Source organism: Azohydromonas caseinilytica (genome assembly GCF_012927045.1).
In the GTDB taxonomy this organism is placed as follows: domain Bacteria; phylum Pseudomonadota; class Gammaproteobacteria; order Burkholderiales; family Burkholderiaceae_C; genus Azohydromonas; species Azohydromonas caseinilytica.
Genome location: NZ_JABBFW010000027.1, coordinates 45,438 through 62,310, shown reverse-complemented (window position 1 = coordinate 62,310; position 16,873 = coordinate 45,438). Strand labels below are relative to the sequence as shown.

Here is a 16,873-nt window from a genome sequence, read left to right as displayed (position 1 = left end):
AACGCTTGTCCATTCAGGTGTTCGAGACGGCAGCAGAGTGGTGGACGGTCCACCACCATGAGGCCGTTTCCGTGGCGCCGTCATACGCACATGAGGTGGTGGACGGTCCACCACACCACACCGCACCATCCACGCAGCACTTGGTGACCGGTCTACCACTGGTACGTGCCAGCGCCTCGCCATATTCATTCCCAGGAGCGGCCTTCATCTTCGTACATGCGCGCAAAGGCCGGGAACCTGTTGAGTGAGCGCAGTGGTGGACCGTCCACCACTCGATCCAACTGACTTTTGAGCTGTTCTCAACACGGGCACTGATCCAACAATGCATCAGTTGCGTCGCGCAGCGTTGGGAGAAAACTCACTGCAGCGACGACTCGGGACATTGCCGAGCGGGCCAACTCTGCCGCTCTGTCCAGGAGAACAGTCTGGAGCCGCCCTGCCACCCAAACACTTCGGCGTCACAGTTGTGGCATGGAGGGGTGGTGGACCGTCCACCACCTCTGCAGCCGTTGCACCCGATGAGGCATGAGATAAGGGCGCTTGGCCCAAAAGGTTGGCGAAAGCGCGCGACCTCGTACGTGCCGGGTCAATCACTGCGCCGTTGCGGTACATGACGAGGCGAGTCGTTAGCGCAGGGCGACCGTCCATCCCACCGCTTCGCTGCGATCGTTGCCGACCTGTCCCGGTTGCTGAATAAAGGAGGCGCGGGCTCAAGAAATGGGATGCGGCCGCTGCGGTACACGAAGCCAAAACCCCCTATAGGGTGGACATCACCGTCCCGACTGAGCCTGCCTGTGACCTCTCCCGCGTCCATTCAGATAGAACGTTTTCTGCCGCAGGTGGAGCGACAGCGTCAAGTCAGCCCATGCTCATCTGCACGCGCAGCTGAGGCCCGGTGCGTTTCGGCTCACGTCGGCGAACTTGAGGCCGGTGACAATGCCGAAGCGCTGAGGGCAGCCGCGCAAGGTGGCGTTTTGGGGAAGTGCTGAGCCGTACAGCACCAGGAAGCAAGTTCTTCTCCGAGGCCGCCGGAGACCTCAGCTCAGCTGCTTCCAGAGCTTCTTCATCTCCTTGGCCACGCGGTGCGACTCGGCGTGCACGTACTGCGAGGTGGTGGTAAGGCTGGCGTGCCCCAGCAGCGCGCCCACCACGTCCAGCGGCACGCCGGCGGCCACCGCGGTGCTCGCGCTGGTGTGGCGCAGCCAGTGCGCCGAGGCCTGGCGCAGCCGCTGCGCGCCCAGCCGGTCCTTGCCTTCCAGGCGCTGCGCCACGCGCTCGAAGAGGCGCTGCAGGTCGTGGTGGATGGTCTGCGGCCGCACGCCGTCTCCCCGGTACGCCGGCGTGCCGTCCGGCAGCGCGGTCACGGTCTCGATGCCGCCCGCGGCATCGACCACCTCCATGCGGCCGGCGCTGGGTAGCTTCAGGACCAAGTCGTCCACCTTGCCAATGAGGTACGTCCCCGGCGGCACGTGCTCCAGGTCGTCGGGCAGCCCCCGCGCGGCCAGGTAGGACTGCAGGGCGTGCACCAGGTCCTCGGGCAGCGGCACCTCGCGGTACCTGCTGCGCTTGCCCACCACGTGCAGCACCCAGCCGCCGTCACCCTGTTGCGAGGGCGGAATCCACTCCAGGTGATCACGCCGCGCGGCGGCGAGCTCCGAGATGCGCAGGCCCGTCGACACCAGGAAGCGCAGTACCAGCGCCATGCGGCGGTGCCGTCCGCCCGGCTCAAGGGCGGGCAACTCCTCCAGCACCGCCTTGAGCGCGGCCGTGGGCAGTGTGCGCGCCAGCACCCGGTTGCGCTTGGCGCGATCCTGCTCCAGGCCTGAAGTGTCGGCCGCCGTGGTGGATGCCGCCACCGGCCGGGTGGCGCCCTGGATGCGCACGCCGGCGAACGGGTTGATGGTGGTGTAGCCGGTGGAGATCAGCCACTCGAACAGGCCGTGCAGGATCACAAGCGCCTGCTTCTGGGACGAGACTTTCAGCGGTCCGGCAAACGGGCGCCACAACGGCGCGAAGCGCGGCACCCCTTTGGAGCCGATCCACTGCGCTGCGGGCTGCGGGTCGGCGATGAAATCGCGGTAAGCCAGGGCGTCGTCGAGCGTGAGCGAGGACAAGGCCTTCTTGCGCTGCAGCACGCACCACAGCAGCAGCCGCTCGGCCTCGCGCCGGTAGGACGCCTGGGTGAGCTCGGAGGACTTAGTCGAGAGCCAGGTGTGGACCGCGTCGTAGTCGTTGCGCGCGGCAATGGCGCAGCGCTCCACGGGGGCGCGAAACGCGCCGTCCTCGCCGCTGAGGTCCGAGGGCATGTGCAGCCGCTCCAGCGGCACCACGGCCAGTTCCTTGCGTGCCGGGCTGATAGCCCCCAGCGCGCCGCCCGGAGCGCTGGCCTCTGGGGCAGGCAGGGCAGGGGCTACTGATGCGGCCGCGATGGGCCCCAGGTGCGCCTCGATGAAGCGGCGGATGCGCTGGCCCTTGCCCTCGCCAATGCCGGGGATGCCCGACCACCAGCGTCGCGGCACGGAGCGGATGCGGTCCACGACCTGCGCTACGGTGAACAGGTCGGCCCGGTGCAGCCGGTCGGCGATGGCCGGGGCGAACCAGGCCGCCAGCGGCGAGGACAAGGTCAGGTCCTCGCCGACGATGCCTTCGAGCTCGGTGATGAGCTCCAGTTGCCGCTGCACCAGCCGGGCACGGCGCCGGGCGGCCCGGCGCGCAGCCTCCGCCCCCGGTGCCTGGCCATACTCGGTCTGGTAGAGGTCCAGCAGTTCCTGCTGCGAGTGAAAGTCGGCGTCGAAGCGCTTGGAGAACTCTTCCAGCGAGGGCACGCCTTGGGGCTCCCGGATCAGCGCAGCCTGGCGCGCCAGGGTGGACGCGCCCTTCAGGCCGGCGCGGCGTGCCGCGGCGGCCAGCTCATCGAGCGTGCGCTGCAGCCGCTGGCGTGCCACGCGCAGGTCCGTGCTGTCTTCGCCCTCCATGCCGGCGAGGTAGCGCTCGGAGAGGACGCGCAACTCCAGCCCCTGCACCCAACCGCGGGCCATGGCGAGGTGGGCGCGCGTGAGTCGGTCGCGAAGCAGAGAAGAGGGGATAGCAGCAGACATCGGAAGGCGAGGGCGCTTCGGCGCCCCAGGGCAAGTGCTTGTCGTGTCTCAGTTTAGCGGCTGGATGCCTTGTCAACAGTCATTTGGCTGTTGTTTATGCCGTTAAAGATTATTAACAGTTATCTGCCATAAGCCGCATGCTGGCGGGCCGACAGCGGGTTGCCTTCGCGCAGGCGCTGGGGAGCGAGTTCGTGGAGCTCTCCGGCGGCAGCGCGCTCGGTGGACCCTTGGCCGGGCACGCGGCGCGTGCGGGTGGCCGAATGCACACGCGCGTGCGAGTGCGCGGCCTGGACGCCGCCTGCCGTATGGCCCGCGCTGGGCGCGGGTGTCGCGGTGGTGCCGCAGGCTGCGGTGAAGGAGGGGGACAAGCATGGTGCGCTCGCCGTCGTTCCTCTCGATGATCCATGGGCCGAGCGGCGCTTGGTCGGGGTCGTGCGGTGGTTCGACACGCTACCGTCCCTCGCCCGGCGGCTGGCGGGGCACCCCGTTGCAACAAAGGCGCCGCCGTGAACCTTACCCTTCAACCCGCCTGAGCCGCGAGCGCGCCTGGTGCACGTCGCCGGCTTGACGGTCGAGCACGATCTCGTCGTTGTCGTTCTTGATCTGGGCCGGATTTCCTTGTGTGACGGCATGCCGGAGCCTGCGTCATGGAGCCGCGCTGGAAGGGCCCGTTTCAGCAGGGCCATGCGCCAGGACCTCTTCCAGCGCCAGATGCCGGCGCATGACGTCCAGTGCGGCTTCGAAGACGGCCAGCGTCTGTTGTGCGGTCTCGACATCGCGGCCCCGCCCGGCCAGGGCCGCCACCAGGACCTTTTGACGCTGCAGCAGCCTTTCGGCCTGGGCAACGTGGCGCTGGGCCATCTCCACGTCCGTTTCGAAGAGGTCCATGGGCCATCTCTCCTGCTGTGCCTGACGCTGGCCGGCAAGTCCTGCGACTGCTGTACGAGGCGTCCATGGGCTGGGTATTACTTCAAGGCATTTGCGGCGGCGCTGGTTGCGCAATGACGCTGGACGAGGTGGACGGTGCTTGCGGGAGGAAGAAGCCCCTTGAACCGCAGCTCTCGGCAGCCCGGGCAATAGGCCCAGGGCTTGCCCAGGCATATCCTGGGCAACCTCGTCAGATTGCGTGGAAAAAGGGGGCGAGATGCATTCAGCGGAAGCGGTGCCCGCACAAGTGCGGCGGGCCCAGGCACTGGTGGAGCAACAGCAAGCCCTCGTGCAGCGCCGGCAAGGCCATGTGCACAACGGGGACGAGCTCTGCAGCCGGCTGCTCGACACGATGACGCAGAGCCTGGCGCTGGTCCGCCAGTCCGTGCGCTGCACATCCGAGATCCGCGAACTCGCTCCCCTGGTGGAAGGCCTGAAGGCGGCAAGCGGCGTCGTGAGCTTCCCACCAGGGCCGGCACGGGCTGAAGCAGGACTGCAGCGGGCCAACGCCATGGCCTTGATCGAGGAGGAGCGGCGGCGCATTGCCCGGGAGCTGCACGACACCGTCGGGCAACAGCTGTGCGCGATGCGGCTGGCCCTCGGGCATGCACGGGACAGCCGCCGCCTTGCCCCCATGCGCCAGCGGCTGGTCACGCTGGAGGCGCTGGTCTCGGCGGCCGACACGGAGCTCGACCGCGCCGTCTTCAGCCTGCATCCGCCCACGCTGGGCGACGAGGGCTTGGCCGAGGCGGTGTCGCGGCATGTGGAGAGCTGGTCAAGCCTGTTCGGTGTCCAGGTGGATCTGCTCATCAGGGGACTCAATAAGGGCTGCGCATCTCCTGCCGTGGCTGCGGCGGTCTACCGCGTCGTGCAGGAGTCGCTGACGAACATTGCCAAGCACGCCGGCGCTGGCCATGTCGGTGTGCTCCTGACCAGGCGTGGTCCGCGCCTGAGCCTTTGTATCGAGGACGACGGCGTGGGCTTCAACCCGGCTGCACTGCCGGCAGGACGGCTCGGCCTCACGGGCATGCGCGAGCGCATCGAGGCGCTGGGTGGCGCTCTGGAGCTCGAGTCCGCGCCAGGGCAAGGCACCACGGTGCTGGCGAGCTTCCCGGTGCCGCCCGTCGCCGCGCCCGAGGAAACACCACCGGTCCGCAGGGTTGGCGGTGAAGGTGCGGATCGGTCGCCGCTGCGTGTGTGAGCGCCGGTTCTCGCCAGCCCGGCCCTGTCCGATGGCCTTGCTGCCCGAATGCGCTGCAGCCCAGTGCGCCGGTACACCCGGTGTCCCGGTTCGGATTCACTGCCGGTGTGGCGGCAGCAGCTCGCGCAGCGTCGCCAGCAGCTTGCTCAGCGTCACGGGCTTGCGCAGGTGTGCGGCGAAGCCCGCCGCGATGGCGCGCCGCGCGTCGGCGGGACGCCCCATGCCGGTGAGCGCGATCACCGGCAGCGCCTTGAGTGCCGGGCTCTGATGCAGTGCCTGCAGCAACTGCGGCCCGTCCATGCCGGGCAGCACCATGTCCGTGACCACGAAGTCCGGCGCCTGCTGCTCGGCCAGCGCCAGGGCCGTGGCGCCGTCGCTGGCGCAGCGCACGCTTGCGCCTTCGAGCTCCAGCAACTGGCGCAGCAGGTCCAGGGCTTGCGCATCGTCGTCCACCACCAGCGCCTGGCGGCCGCGCAGGTGGGCCGCCGGGGGTTGGTGCGCGTCCTCCAGCAGCGATGCCTGCCCGGCCAGCGGCAGGCACACCGTGAAGCAGGCGCCGTGGCCCGGCCCGTCGGACTCGGCCCGCACCTGCCCGCCATGGCCCCGCACCAGGTTGCGCACCAGCGCCAGCCCGATGCCCAGGCCGCCCTGGCGCCGCGCGGCCGGGTCGGCCTGCTTGAACATGTCGAACACGTGGGGCAGGGCCTCGGGCGCAATGCCCTGGCCGCTGTCGCGCACCTGCAGCTCGGCGTACCTGCCTTCGCAGCGCAGTCGCACCTCCACGCGGCCCCCGGCGGGCGTGAACTTCAGCGCGTTCCTCAGCAGGTTCCACACCACCTGCTCGATGCGCACCGGGTCGGCGTCGAGCATCACCGGCTCTGCCGGCAACTCCAGCGCCAGCGTGAGGCCCTTGGCCAACACCTCCTCCTGCATCGCCTGGGTGATGGTGCGCACCGTGGCGGCCCAGTCCATGGGCGTGCGGTGCAGCGCCAACTTGCCGGTGTGCAGCCGTGACAGGTCCAGCAGGTCCTCGATGATCTGCGCCTGGCTGTGCACCGTGCGCTGGATGGTCTCGGCCGCGCGCGTGACCACCGGCAGCGCGCGTGCCTCGGGCGCGCGCAGCAGCAGCTCGGCGCTGAGCTGGATCAGGTTCAGCGGGTTCTTGAGCTCGTGCGAGAGCACGGCCATGAACTCGTCCTTCATCTCGCTGGCCGCCTGCGCCTGCGCGCGCCCCGCGGCCGTGCGCTGCAGCAGTGCCTCGCGTTCGGCCTCGGCGCGCTTGCTGCCGGTGAGGTCGCGCGCGATCTTGCCGTAGCCGCGCAGCTGCCCGGCCTCGTACAGCGGCGTGGTCGTGCCGCTGCAGTACAGGCGGCTGCCGTCCTTGCGCAGGTGCCAGCGCTCGTCATCGCAGCGGCCCTGGTCGCGCGCCTTCTGGCGCTCCGCTTCAGGCTGGCCGCTGGCGCGGTCCTCGGGCGTGAAGATCATGTTCACCAACTGCCCCAGCGCCTCGGCTTCGCTCCAGCCGAACACGCGCTCGGCGCCGGGATTCCAGGTCGTCAGGCGGCCCTCGGGGTCGAAGGTGAGGATGGCGTGGTCCTTGGTGCTCTCGGCCAGCAACCGCATCGTCTCCTCGGCCCGGCGCCGGCCGGTGATGTCCACGAAGGTCAGCACCGCGCCCTCGATGCGATCCTCGCTGGTGCGGTAGGGCAGCACGCGCGCGAGGTACCAGCGCCCCTCGTGGCTGCTCACCTCGCGCTCGATCAGGCGCAGCGACTGGAAGGCCTCCACCGCGTCGTCGGCGAGGGTCGGGTAGTCCAGCTTGTGGGTGATGTCCAGCAGCGAGCGGCCGACGTCGGTGGGAATGAGGTTGAAGAGCTTGGTGGCGTGGGGCGTGAAGCGCTTGATGCTCATGGCCCGGTCCACGAACACGGTGGCGATGTCGGTGGAGGCGATGAGGTTCTGCAGGTCGTCGTTGATCTTGCCCGTCTCCTCCACCTTGGTCTTGAGCTCGTGGTTGACGGTGATGAGCTCCTCGTTGATCGACTGCAGCTCTTCCTTGCTGGTCTCCAGTTCCTCGGTGGCGGAGCGCAGCTCCTCGTTGATGGATTGCAGCTCCTCGTTGCTGGCCTTGAGTTCCTCGTTGGAGGCCCCGGACTGCTCGATGGTGGCCTGCAGCTGCTCTTTGACGCGGCGCAGCTCCTGCTCCAGCTGCGTCACCAGCGGGTCCCGCCCCTGCACGTCGGGCGCGTGCGCCTGGCCGGCCATGGAGTCTTCGACCTCGTCGAAGAGCACCAGCGTCAGCGGCGTGCCGGACGCGGCTTCCTGCACCGGGCGCACCGTCATCGTCACGTAGCGGCTGTGGCCGTTGCTGGTGAGACGCACGCGGCGCGCCTCCACGCTCTTGCCCGTCTGCGCAGCCTGGAACAGCGCGGTGCGCAGCTCCAGCCGCAGATCCGGCGGCACCAGATCGAGCAGCTGCAGCGAGGGCACGCCGCCGCCGTAGCGCAGGAAGCGGCCGGCCCGATCCGACAGGTGCACGATGTTGCCCTCGCCATCGACGAGCACCGACGGCGGCGCGTACTGCTGGGCCAGCCGCTGGTGCAGCTCGGCAAAGTCCTGGGCCGGCTGGGCCGCGCGTGGCGCTGCGGCCAAAGGCACGCGGCCGGCTGGCCTGAGCGTGGGCAGCACCGGCACCTGGTGGAGCGTGCGCGCTGCGGGGTTGGCGCGGTAGATGCGGTTCTTCTTGTCCACCACCGTGAACAGCTGCGCCGCCGTGTCGACCGACTCCGAGCTGCCCAGCACCAGGATGCCGCCGGGGCGCAGCGCGTAATGGAACATCTCCAGGAGCCCGCCGTGCACCTCGCGGTCCAGGTAGATGAGCAGATTGCGGCAGCTGATGAGGTCCAGCCGCGAGAACGGCGGGTCGCGCAGGATGTTGTGCGCGGCAAACATCACCTTCTCGCGCAGCTCCTTGCGGATGCGGTACTGGTGGCCGTCCTTCTCGAAGAAGCGCCGCAGCCGGGTGGGCGAGACGTCGGTCTCGATGGCCCCGGGGTAGCAGCCCAGCCGCGCCGTGCCGATGGCGGCCTCGTCGATGTCGGTGGCGAAGACCTGGATCTGGGGCGGCTGCGCCAGCTGTGCCGCCTGCTCGGTGAGCAGCATGGTCACGGTGTAGGCCTCCTCGCCCGTGGCGCAGCCCGCCACCCAGGCGCGCAGTCCCGAAGGCGAGTCGGCCGCCTGCTTCACGAGGTCGGGCAGGACCTCACGCTGCAGTTGCTCGAAGGTCTCGGCGTCGCGGAAGAAGTTGGTCACGCCGATGAGCAGGTCCTTGAGCAGCGCCGGCGCCTCCTCGGCGTGGTCCTTGAGGAACGCGCGGTAGGCCGGCAGGTTGGGCATGCCGTTGACCTGCATGCGCCGCTCCAGCCGGCGCAGCACCGTGGCGCGCTTGTAGTTGCGGAAGTCGTGGCCCGTGCGCGCGCGCAGCAGCACCAGCACGTCGCGCAGCGCCTGCTCGGCTTCCTGCGTGGCCTCGGCGCTGGGGGGCACGTCCACGCGCAGACCCAGCTCGGCCGCCCCGGGCAGCTCCATGACGCGGGCGTTGGCCCAGAGCTCTATGAGCTTGGCGGGCATCTGCGCCACCGGCAGTACCCAGTCCACCGCACCGGTGGCCATCGCGGCCCGGGGCATGGCGTCGAACTCCGCCTCCTGCGGCAGTTGCACCAGCGTCACGCCGCCTTCCTCCTTGATGCGAGCAATGCCCACCGCGCCGTCCGAGCCGGTGCCCGAGAGCACCACCGCGAAGGCGCGCTCGCGGTGCACCACCGCCAGCGTGCGGAAGAACAGGTCGATCGTGACGGTGTGGCCGCGCGCGCGCTCCAGCGTGCTGACGCTCAGGTAGCTGTCGTTCATCGCCAGCATGTTGCTGGGCGTGACGACGTAGACATGGTTGCTTTCCAGGGGCGTGGCGCTCTCGGGTGCCGCCACCGGCATCGGCGTGGCCGCCTGCAGCACGTTGGCGAGGTTGCTGCTGTGCTCGGGCGAGAGGTGCAGCACCACCACGAAAGCCATGCCGCAGTCGGCCGGCATGGCCTTGAAGAAGCTCTGCAGCGCCGGGATGCCGCCGGCCGAGGCACCGATGCCGACCACCGGGAAGTTGAGCCGGCTGGGCTTGAGGTTCGACTCGCTCACGCCGCTGGGGGTTGGATCGTCACTCATGGGCGGACTCCAGGCTCGGCCTGCCATTGTCTCGCTGCGCAGGCCCACGCCGGGAAACCGCTACCGGGAGCCCGGTTTGCTCCCAGGGCGGCATCTTCACAACGGACGCCGCCATGCCCCGTCGCGACATCGTGGTGATCGGCGCCAGTGCCGGCGGCGTGCACGCGCTGCGTGTAGTGGCCGCGGGGCTGTCGGCGGACTTCGCCGCCGCGGTGTGCGTGGTGCTGCACATCGGCGCCCATGAGAGCACGCTGCCTGCGCTGCTGGAGGCGGTCGGGCCGCTACCCGCCGCCCATGCCTGCTTCGGGCCACGCGATCCGGCCCGGGCGCATCCTGGTGGCCCCGCCCGACCACCACCTGCTGCTGCAGGGTGAGATGGTGCTGCTCTCGCGCGGGCCCAGGGAGCACCACACCCGCCCGGCGGTGGACCCGCTGTTCCGCTCGGCTGCGCTGAGCCAGGGCCCGCGCGTCATCGGCGTGCTGCTCAGCGGCGGGCTCGATGACGACACCGCCGGGCTGCAGGCCATCAAGCAGTGCGGCGGCCTGGCCGTCGTACAGGACCCGGACGGCGCCGAGGACCCGTGCATGCCCGGCGCGGCGTTGCAGGCGGTGGAAGTGGATCATTGCGTGCCGCTGGCGCGCATCGCGCCGCTGCTGGTGGAGCTGGTGCGGCAGACTGCCCCGGCCACGGTCGCGGCACCGTCGCCACACTTGGTACACGAGCACTTGGCCGGGCTGGGAGCTGACAACGCGATGGACGAGCTACGGCAGATCGGCGTGCCTTCGACGCTGGCGTGCCCGGACTGCAAGGGTGCACTGTGGGAGATCCAGGGCGCCCACCCGCCGCGCTACCGTTGCCACACCGGGCACGGCTTCTCGCTGCGCTCGCTGGCGGCGGTGCAGCAGGAGGCCACCGAGAATGCACTTTGGTCAGCCGTGCGCGCGCTGCAGGAGAAGGAACTGCTGCGCAAAGTCGCTGCGCTGGAGCGCTCGGCGGGTGATGAGGACCGCGCGCAGCAGGCCGAGGACGAGGCCGGCAGCCTCGGCGATCAGGCGCGGATGCTGCGCAGCCTGGTGGAAAGACCCTGAGCGACCGTCGCTGGGCTCTGCCGGCCCCGGGGAGCCTTCTGAAGGCCCGGGCGTGTCCAGGGGTTAGAGTGCCCAAGCAGTGCCGGAGCCGGTGCACCGTGATCCTGCCGAGCGGCGCGCCCATGGTGCACCGGGCTTGCCACTCCGACACGGTGGCGCTGCCGGATGTCGGCTCCTGATCGGCAGGCCTTGAAGCCAAGGTCCGCGGCAGGCGCAGCATCTGCCTGCCCAAACGGGTTGTTTCGCGAGACGACTGCCATGGAACACGACCACGACACTCAACGCGCCTCTACCGGCGTGCCCGGCCTCGACGACGTGCTGCATGGCGGGCTGATCGAGCACCGGCTCTACCTCATCGATGGCAACCCGGGCGCGGGCAAGACCACGCTGGCGCTGCAGTTCCTGCGCGAAGGCATCCGCGCGGGCGAACGCTGCCTCTACATCACGCTCTCCGAAACCCGCGAGGAGCTGCTCGCCGGTGCCGCCTCCCATGGGATGGGCCTGGACGGGGTCGAGATCGAGGAGCTCATCGGGCGCGAAGGCGAGCTCGACGGCGATGCCGAGCTGACGATGTACCACCCGTCGGAGGTGGAGCTCACCGAGACGACACGCCAGGTGCTGCAGGCCGTGCAGCGCGTCAACCCGAGCCGCATGGTCTTCGACTCCCTGTCGGAGCTGCGGCTGCTGGCGCAGAGCTCGCTGCGCTACCGGCGCCAGATCCTGGCGCTCAAGCAGTTCTTCGCCGCGCGCCGCTGCACGGTGCTGCTGCTCGACGACCGCACGGCCGAAGGGCCCGACCTGCAGCTGCAGAGCATCGCCCACGGCGTGATCGCGCTGGACCAGCGCGCGCCGAGCTATGGGCAGGCGCAGCGGCAGCTGCAGGTGGTGAAGTTCCGCGGCAGCGACTTTCGCAGCGGCTTTCACGACATGGCCATCCGCCGCGGCGGTCTGCAGGTGTTTGCACGCCTGGCCGCAGCCAACCTCGGCACCGACTTCCAGCGTGAGACCGTGCCCAGCGGCGTGGCGGCCCTGGACGCGCTGCTGGGCGGAGGCATCGACCGGGGCACGACGACGCTGCTGCTCGGGCCGCCGGGCAGCGGCAAGTCCACCGTGGCGCTGCAGTACGCGCAGGCGGCCGCGGCCCGTGGGGCCCATGCGGCGGTGTTCACCTTCGACGAGTCGCGCGCCATTCTCCTGGCCCGCTGCGCGGGGTTGGGCATGCCGCTTCCGGAGGGCGCCGGGGCGGGCCAGGTGCACGTACGCCAGATTGACCCCGCAGAGATCGCGCCGGGCGAGTTCGCCGCGCTGGTGCGCGAGGCGGTGGAGGTTTCCGAGGCCCGGGTCATCATCATCGACAGCCTCAACGGCTATCTCAATGCGATGCCCGACGGGCGCCTCCTCACGGCGCAGTTGCACGAGCTGCTGAGCTACCTCAACAACCACGGCGTGGCAACCTTCCTGGTCGCGGCGCAAAGCGGCCTGCTGGGCCCCAACATGCAAGCGCCCGTGGATGCCAGCTACCTGGCCGACACCGTCATCATGCTGCGCATGTTCGAACACGAGGGCCGGGTGAAGAAGGCCATCTCGGTGCTCAAGAAGCGCAGTGGCCGCCATGAGGAGACGATCCGGCAGATCTGGTTCGATGGCGAAGGCGTGCACCTGAGCGCGCCGCTGACGCAGCTGCGCGGCGTCCTGGCCGGCGTGCCCATGGAAATCAGCCTGCACCCCGAGGGCCTCATGTCGTGACGCGCTCGCAACGCGATGCCGACCGACTCGCCAGCATGAAACCGCCCGGACAACGCGTGCTGGTGTTGCCGCCGACGCGCCGCGACGGCGAAGTCACGCTGGCCTTGCTGGCACAGAACGGCCTCGACGGCGTGGTGTGCGCCACCCCGGCCGTGCTGTGCGAGCACATGGCGCAAGGCGTGGGCGTGGTCATGCTCACCGAAGCTGCGTTGTGCGAGCCGGCCATCGAGGCGCTCGTGGCCGCGCTGGCGCTGCAGCCGCCCTGGTCAGACGTGCCGGTGGTGGCGCTGGCGCGCGACCGCCAGCCGCCGCCGGTGGTGGCCCAGGTGCTGGAGCGGCTGGGCAACGTGACGCTGCTGGACCGTCCCGTCTCGGCCCGTTCGATGCTCAGCGCCGTCCGGTCCGCACTGCGGGCGCGCGAGCGCCAGTACCAAATTCGCGATCACCTGCTCCTGCAGGAACGTGCGGAAGTCGAGTTGCGCGAAAGCGACCGGCGCAAGGACGAGTTTCTGGCCACCCTGGCGCACGAGCTGCGCAACCCGCTGGCGCCCTTGCGCACCGGGCTGTCGGTGCTGCGCGCCATGGTCTTGCCATCGTCCGATCCGCGCCTCGCGGGCGTGCTGGGGATGATGGAGCGGCAGATGGGGCTGATGGTGCGGCTCGTCGACGACCTGCTGGACGTGGCGCGCATCTCGCGCGGCAAGATCGAGCTGGTGCGCCAGCCGCTGGAGTTGCGCGAGGTGGTGGACGCCGCCCTGGAGGGCTGTGCGCCGATGATCGGGGCCGCGCGCCACGGGGTCGAGCTCAAGCTGGCACATCAACCCATCTGGGTCGAAGCCGACCGCGCCCGGCTCGTGCAGGTGTTGGGCAACCTCATCGGCAACGCGGCCAAGTACACGCCCGATGGCGGCCGGATCACGGTGGAGCTGCGCTCGCGCGAGGGCAGGGCCGAACTGCGCGTGACCGACACCGGCGTGGGCATAGCGCCGGAAATGCTGACCCGGGTGTTCGACATGTACGTGCAGATCCGGGACGGTGCTTCGCGCACGCAGGGCGGGCTGGGTCTGGGCCTGTCGCTGGTGCGCCGGCTCGTCGAGATGCACGGCGGCACGGTGGCCGCCCACAGTCCCGGCCCGGATGAGGGCAGCACCTTCGTGGTGACGCTGCCGCTGCTGCCCGTGCCGGCGCCAGGAGTGCCGGGCACGCAGCGCACCGATCCGCCCAAGCCTGCCAGTGCGCTGCGCGTGCTCGTCATCGACGACAACGCCGACGCTGCTGACGCGCTGTGCCTGTGCTTGCAAACCATGGGCCACGCCGCATGCGCCCGGTACAGCGGCGGCGCCGGCTTGCAGGCCGCGCAGGCGCTGCAGCCTGACATCGTGTTCTGCGACATCGGGCTGCCCGACATCGACGGGCGCGAGGTGGCGGCACGGCTGCGCCAGGACCCGGTGCAGCGCGGTGTCACGTTGGTGGCGCTCACCGGCTGGGGCGCTGTGAAGGACCGGCAGCTGTCCAGCACGGCCGGCTTCGACGCCCACCTCACCAAGCCGGCCTCCATGGAGGACATTGGCCGGGTGCTGGGCTTGCGGCCGTGAGTCCGGGCCCGCCGGTTCCGGGATCTGCCGCCGCGCTCAGTTGCGGTCGGCTCGCGCAGGGCGGATGGTGGAGCGGTCCGTGTGCACGTCCACCGCCCCGTGGGCGTTGCGGCCGACGTCCACGTCGACGCCGGGCACGCCGCGTGCGGTCTCGTTGCGCGCCGGCGGCGCCTCGTTGGCATTGGCCTTGTTGACGTTGACGTCGATGGCGCCCTTGGCGTTCTTGCCGACGTCGACATCCACGCCCGGCACGCCGCGGTCCATCTCGCGCTGCGCGGCCGAGGTACCGGTGCCGACGTTGGACTGGTCCGCGGCCTGCGCGGCACCGGCAAGAGCGGCCAACGTGATGGCTGCGGCGAAGAAGCTGTGGCGGATGGCATTCATGGTGAAGTACTCCCGATATCGTTGAGCGAAGTTTCGGCCTGGATCATCAGGGGGCGCGGTCGAGTGCCTGCCCCGCTGCAGCCAGCGGCATTCAGAGCTTGTCGATGGCCCGCTTCACTTGTTCCTTGGCATCGCCGACGCCCTTGCGCACGCTGCCACCCACCTGATCGGCACGGCCTTCCTGCTGCAGTTGCCGGTTCCCGCTGAGGTCACCCGCAGCTTCCTTGAGCCTGCCCTTGGCCTGTTTAGCCACACCCTTGACCTGATCCTTGTTCATGCTTGCCTTTCATCGTGGTTCGGCACATGCCGGTGACGTGACTGTGGTGCGTGCGCGTCCTTCGTGCACTCGTCCAAGATCCCGTTGGTTTGTCGGAGGGGGCCGAACGCAATGTCAGACGAGGCTGACCCCAACCAAGGGATTCACCACGCTCGAAACTCAGTGGCCTGCAGCGCCAGCCGCCGGCCGCACGGTGTCCGTTCGAAACGGCAAGTCCGGCGGCTGGGTGCGACGTGTGCGATGCGCAGGCCATGCTCAGCAGCATCCTGGCGCGGCTCAATGAAGCAACTTCCTTCAAGAACGCTATCCACTGATGGACGGCGCACGCACGAGCCATACGGAGGACGATGCGGCCTCAACGTCACTCATGTCTTGTGCTACCATTCCCGGCTTGGCAGGGAACGACGGTGCGGCCTGGTCATGACTTCTTCTGCCGGCTTCAAGCCGGCACCACGCGCCTGTGGCGAAATTGGTAGACGCGCTGTCTTGAGGGGGCAGTGAGGAAACTCGTGCCAGTTCGAGTCTGGCCAGGCGCACCAACACCCGCCACTTGAGCGCGGACCTGCGCGAAGCGGGCCCCTGCACGAAGGCGCGCGGCGCCACGCGGCTGTACCTGCCGTCCTGCAGCGCCGACTTCAATTCCTTCGGGCAGGTCTTTTCCAAGCCCAAGCAGCTGTTGCAACGGGCTTCAGCGCGCACTGTGAAGGCGCTGTGGACCGCCATCGGCGAACTGCTGGATGCCTTCGGCCCAGCGGAGTGTCGCAGCCACTCCCGGCATTGCGGCTATGGCCGGTCAGGATGAAATGGCTGTCAGGTGAATTAGGGCAGCGGCTCTCAACAGGACTGCAATGGACGCCCTGCGCTGTCGTGCTGCGCCGCTCACCTGGGTGCGCGATAGCCGCTCTCGATCCATGCCCAAGCACTGGCCGTGTTGAGCTTGAAGTCGGGGCGCACGCGCACGCTGGCCAATTCCTCGCCAAAGATGTCCTTGGCCGACAGTACGGCATAGGGCTCGTACTCGTCGGGCACGATGTCGAGCTCGACGGTGATGCTTTCACCCCCGATGCTGACCGTGACGTTCTTGTGAAGCAGGGCGTGCCGGTGCTGCTCGGCGCGGCGCAGCACCTCGCTGGCAGTTTTCACGAGCGTGTTGAAGGCCGACACGTCCAGCGGTTTGGGATTCTTCTTGTCGCGGCCCATGGTCCACGGTCCGACCAGACTGGGCTCCGCATCGCCGTGGCGTGTCATGGACACCGCCCAGCCATCGTCATCCTCGTTCTTGATGACCTGCGCCGTCCAACCGTTGTCACTCCACAACCGCTCTTCGTGCACGGCTTCCGCTACCTCGCCAGCCAGTACCGAATTCAATGCCTCAGCTTCCATGTTCCCAGCTCGGAATACTGTATTAAACAACAGTATGCCAGATTGCAGCATCTTTCCCCGCGAGAGAGCACCGACTATCCAGGTCGGTTCAGGCCACTGCCGTCGATGCGAGGCCAACGGCCTGGGTATGCAAAGGATTTCTTCAATTCCACGGCGCGTCCTCGTCAGTCTGCGCCGCGGCGGCAGGCGGCACTGGCGCACGGTCGTCGTCCTGCGACGCGGGAAGCTTCTGCCCCAAAGGCCGGTCCGTGCTGCTCACGGCATCGCGCTTGCGCTTGACTTGGTAGGCCGTGAGGACCTGGCTGGCCACCATGTCGAGTGCCGGGCGCGCCTGGCCTTCCCGATCCGTCCAGACCTTGGGTGTGAGAGTACCTGCCAGCGACACAGCGTCGCCATCGGAAAGCGCCAGCAACGCCGCCTGGGCCGTGGCATCGAAAGCCAGGACGTTGACGAACAGCGTTTCCCCGTTGCTGGTGGCCGCCCGGACCTTGGCCGTCGCGAACGGCTTGCCGCTGTTGGTGCCCACACGCTGCTCAGGCCGGCCATAGACCTTCCCGGAAACCAGACCTTCGATCATGAGTGCTCCCCGGTCAGCTTGTTGCTCACCGCGACAAGGTAGCGCACTTGGCGTGGGCCATGCCATGTCCCTTCCGATGACCGAAGGCTGGCAACCGAGCAGGAAGCAGCGAACACGGCCTCCATAACCGGTGCGAGAGCCCCTTGCTGGCTCGCGTTCAGGACTGTGGTTGCAACGGTGGATCGTCGTCGCGGCGCTCGGACAGCGGCTGCTTGCTCCAAAGTCCGTGCAGCGTGTCGAGTGGCCGGTAGGCACGCCCGGGCAACTGCTGGAGCTCGACGGACGCCGCAATGGCGTCGACCAGGGCCTCGGGCGATACGAGCTGGGCAAACGGATTCATATGCTTCCTTTGGTTGCCGTAAGTCTCAGAATGTATCGATC

General features: G+C 69.0%; 14 protein-coding genes and 1 tRNA gene. 7 read left to right on the top strand and 8 right to left on the bottom strand.

From position 1 onward, the window contains the following. Window positions 1–1,037: 1,037 nt before the first annotated feature. Both HHL10_RS24505 and HHL10_RS24500 read right to left on the bottom strand, forming a co-directional pair. Window positions 1,038–3,038, bottom strand: a complete 2,001-nt coding sequence (locus HHL10_RS24505) for a site-specific integrase (protein WP_169163036.1) — start codon at window positions 3,036–3,038, stop codon at window positions 1,038–1,040. 705 nt (window positions 3,039–3,743) lie between these two features. Next, window positions 3,744–3,986 (bottom strand): hypothetical protein, encoded by a 243-nt coding sequence (locus HHL10_RS24500; RefSeq protein ID WP_169163035.1) that lies wholly within the window; start codon window positions 3,984–3,986, stop codon window positions 3,744–3,746. Between the two features lie 238 nt (window positions 3,987–4,224). Between HHL10_RS24500 and HHL10_RS30720 the strand changes: the two genes are divergently transcribed. Further along, complete coding sequence (locus HHL10_RS30720; RefSeq protein WP_169163034.1) at window positions 4,225–5,226, top strand: sensor histidine kinase; 1,002 nt, start codon at window positions 4,225–4,227, stop codon at window positions 5,224–5,226. A 96-nt stretch (window positions 5,227–5,322) separates the two neighbouring features. On the opposite strand, the gene HHL10_RS24490 is transcribed toward HHL10_RS30720, so the two are convergent. Continuing rightward, window positions 5,323–9,441: a chemotaxis protein CheB gene (locus tag HHL10_RS24490; RefSeq protein ID WP_169163033.1), complete on the bottom strand. Its 4,119-nt coding sequence runs from the start codon at window positions 9,439–9,441 to the stop codon at window positions 5,323–5,325. A gap of 113 nt (window positions 9,442–9,554) precedes the next feature. On the opposite strand from HHL10_RS24490, the gene HHL10_RS31080 reads away from it, so the two are divergent. The 4 genes from HHL10_RS31080 to HHL10_RS24475 all read left to right on the top strand — a co-directional run bounded on the left by HHL10_RS31080 (window position 9,555) and on the right by HHL10_RS24475 (window position 13,871). Then, a complete protein-coding gene (locus tag HHL10_RS31080) occupies window positions 9,555–9,815 on the top strand; it encodes a chemotaxis protein CheB (RefSeq protein ID WP_259373292.1) in 261 nt (86 codons plus the stop codon). Further along, the gene (locus HHL10_RS24485; RefSeq protein ID WP_259373291.1) at window positions 9,736–10,530 is read left to right on the top strand and encodes a chemotaxis protein CheB; all 795 of its coding nucleotides are present in this window, start codon (window positions 9,736–9,738) and stop codon (window positions 10,528–10,530) included. The genes HHL10_RS31080 and HHL10_RS24485 overlap by 80 nt, the downstream gene beginning before the upstream one ends. Window positions 10,531–10,788: 258 nt before the next feature. Continuing rightward, window positions 10,789–12,276, top strand: a complete 1,488-nt coding sequence (locus HHL10_RS24480) for a DUF7125 family protein (protein ID WP_169163032.1) — start codon at window positions 10,789–10,791, stop codon at window positions 12,274–12,276. 35 nt (window positions 12,277–12,311) lie between these two features. Continuing rightward, window positions 12,312–13,871: a hybrid sensor histidine kinase/response regulator gene (locus tag HHL10_RS24475; protein WP_169163031.1), complete on the top strand. Its 1,560-nt coding sequence runs from the start codon at window positions 12,312–12,314 to the stop codon at window positions 13,869–13,871. A gap of 36 nt (window positions 13,872–13,907) precedes the next feature. On the opposite strand, the gene HHL10_RS24470 is transcribed toward HHL10_RS24475, so the two are convergent. Together HHL10_RS24470 and HHL10_RS24465 are read right to left on the bottom strand one after the other, a co-directional pair. Then, window positions 13,908–14,255: a hypothetical protein gene (locus tag HHL10_RS24470; protein WP_169163030.1), complete on the bottom strand. Its 348-nt coding sequence runs from the start codon at window positions 14,253–14,255 to the stop codon at window positions 13,908–13,910. 91 nt (window positions 14,256–14,346) lie between these two features. Beyond that, on the bottom strand, window positions 14,347–14,532 hold the full coding sequence (locus tag HHL10_RS24465) for a CsbD family protein (RefSeq protein WP_169163029.1): 186 nt from the start codon (window positions 14,530–14,532) through the stop codon (window positions 14,347–14,349). Between the two features lie 454 nt (window positions 14,533–14,986). Here HHL10_RS24465 and HHL10_RS24460 point away from each other — a divergent pair. Both HHL10_RS24460 and HHL10_RS24455 read left to right on the top strand, forming a co-directional pair. After that, window positions 14,987–15,071 (top strand) — tRNA-Leu (locus HHL10_RS24460). A gap of 11 nt (window positions 15,072–15,082) precedes the next feature. After that, window positions 15,083–15,334, top strand: a complete 252-nt coding sequence (locus HHL10_RS24455) for a hypothetical protein (RefSeq protein WP_169163028.1) — start codon at window positions 15,083–15,085, stop codon at window positions 15,332–15,334. Window positions 15,335–15,411: 77 nt separating this feature from the next. Here HHL10_RS24455 and HHL10_RS24450 read toward each other — a convergent pair whose 3' ends face one another. From HHL10_RS24450 to HHL10_RS24440, 3 genes are all read right to left on the bottom strand, one after another. Continuing rightward, window positions 15,412–15,915: a hypothetical protein gene (locus HHL10_RS24450; protein ID WP_169163027.1), complete on the bottom strand. Its 504-nt coding sequence runs from the start codon at window positions 15,913–15,915 to the stop codon at window positions 15,412–15,414. 142 nt (window positions 15,916–16,057) lie between these two features. Next, a complete protein-coding gene (locus HHL10_RS24445) occupies window positions 16,058–16,492 on the bottom strand; it encodes a single-stranded DNA-binding protein (protein WP_169163026.1) in 435 nt (144 codons plus the stop codon). A 157-nt stretch (window positions 16,493–16,649) separates the two neighbouring features. Then, window positions 16,650–16,832 carry a hypothetical protein gene (locus HHL10_RS24440; RefSeq protein ID WP_169163025.1) on the bottom strand — a complete coding sequence of 61 codons (183 nt, stop codon included), beginning with the start codon at window positions 16,830–16,832 and terminating at the stop codon, window positions 16,650–16,652. Window positions 16,833–16,873 lie beyond the last annotated feature (41 nt).

Excerpts from the sequence above, each read along its gene's own strand:
- HHL10_RS24505 (WP_169163036.1), bottom strand. The coding sequence starts at position 3,038 with ATGGCCCGCGGTTGGGTGCAGGGGCTGGAGTTGCGCGTCCTCTCCGAG.
- HHL10_RS24500 (WP_169163035.1), bottom strand. The coding sequence starts at position 3,986 with ATGGACCTCTTCGAAACGGACGTGGAGATGGCCCAGCGCCACGTTGCC.
- HHL10_RS24490 (WP_169163033.1), bottom strand. The coding sequence starts at position 9,441 with ATGAGTGACGATCCAACCCCCAGCGGCGTGAGCGAGTCGAACCTCAAG.
- HHL10_RS31080 (WP_259373292.1), top strand. The coding sequence starts at position 9,555 with ATGCCCCGTCGCGACATCGTGGTGATCGGCGCCAGTGCCGGCGGCGTG.
- HHL10_RS24485 (WP_259373291.1), top strand. The coding sequence starts at position 9,736 with ATGCCTGCTTCGGGCCACGCGATCCGGCCCGGGCGCATCCTGGTGGCC.
- HHL10_RS24480 (WP_169163032.1), top strand. The coding sequence starts at position 10,789 with ATGGAACACGACCACGACACTCAACGCGCCTCTACCGGCGTGCCCGGC.
- HHL10_RS24475 (WP_169163031.1), top strand. The coding sequence starts at position 12,312 with ATGAAACCGCCCGGACAACGCGTGCTGGTGTTGCCGCCGACGCGCCGC.
- HHL10_RS24470 (WP_169163030.1), bottom strand. The coding sequence starts at position 14,255 with ATGAATGCCATCCGCCACAGCTTCTTCGCCGCAGCCATCACGTTGGCC.
- HHL10_RS24465 (WP_169163029.1), bottom strand. The coding sequence starts at position 14,532 with ATGAACAAGGATCAGGTCAAGGGTGTGGCTAAACAGGCCAAGGGCAGG.
- HHL10_RS24450 (WP_169163027.1), bottom strand. The coding sequence starts at position 15,915 with ATGGAAGCTGAGGCATTGAATTCGGTACTGGCTGGCGAGGTAGCGGAA.
- HHL10_RS24445 (WP_169163026.1), bottom strand. The coding sequence starts at position 16,492 with ATGATCGAAGGTCTGGTTTCCGGGAAGGTCTATGGCCGGCCTGAGCAG.
- HHL10_RS24440 (WP_169163025.1), bottom strand. The coding sequence starts at position 16,832 with ATGAATCCGTTTGCCCAGCTCGTATCGCCCGAGGCCCTGGTCGACGCC.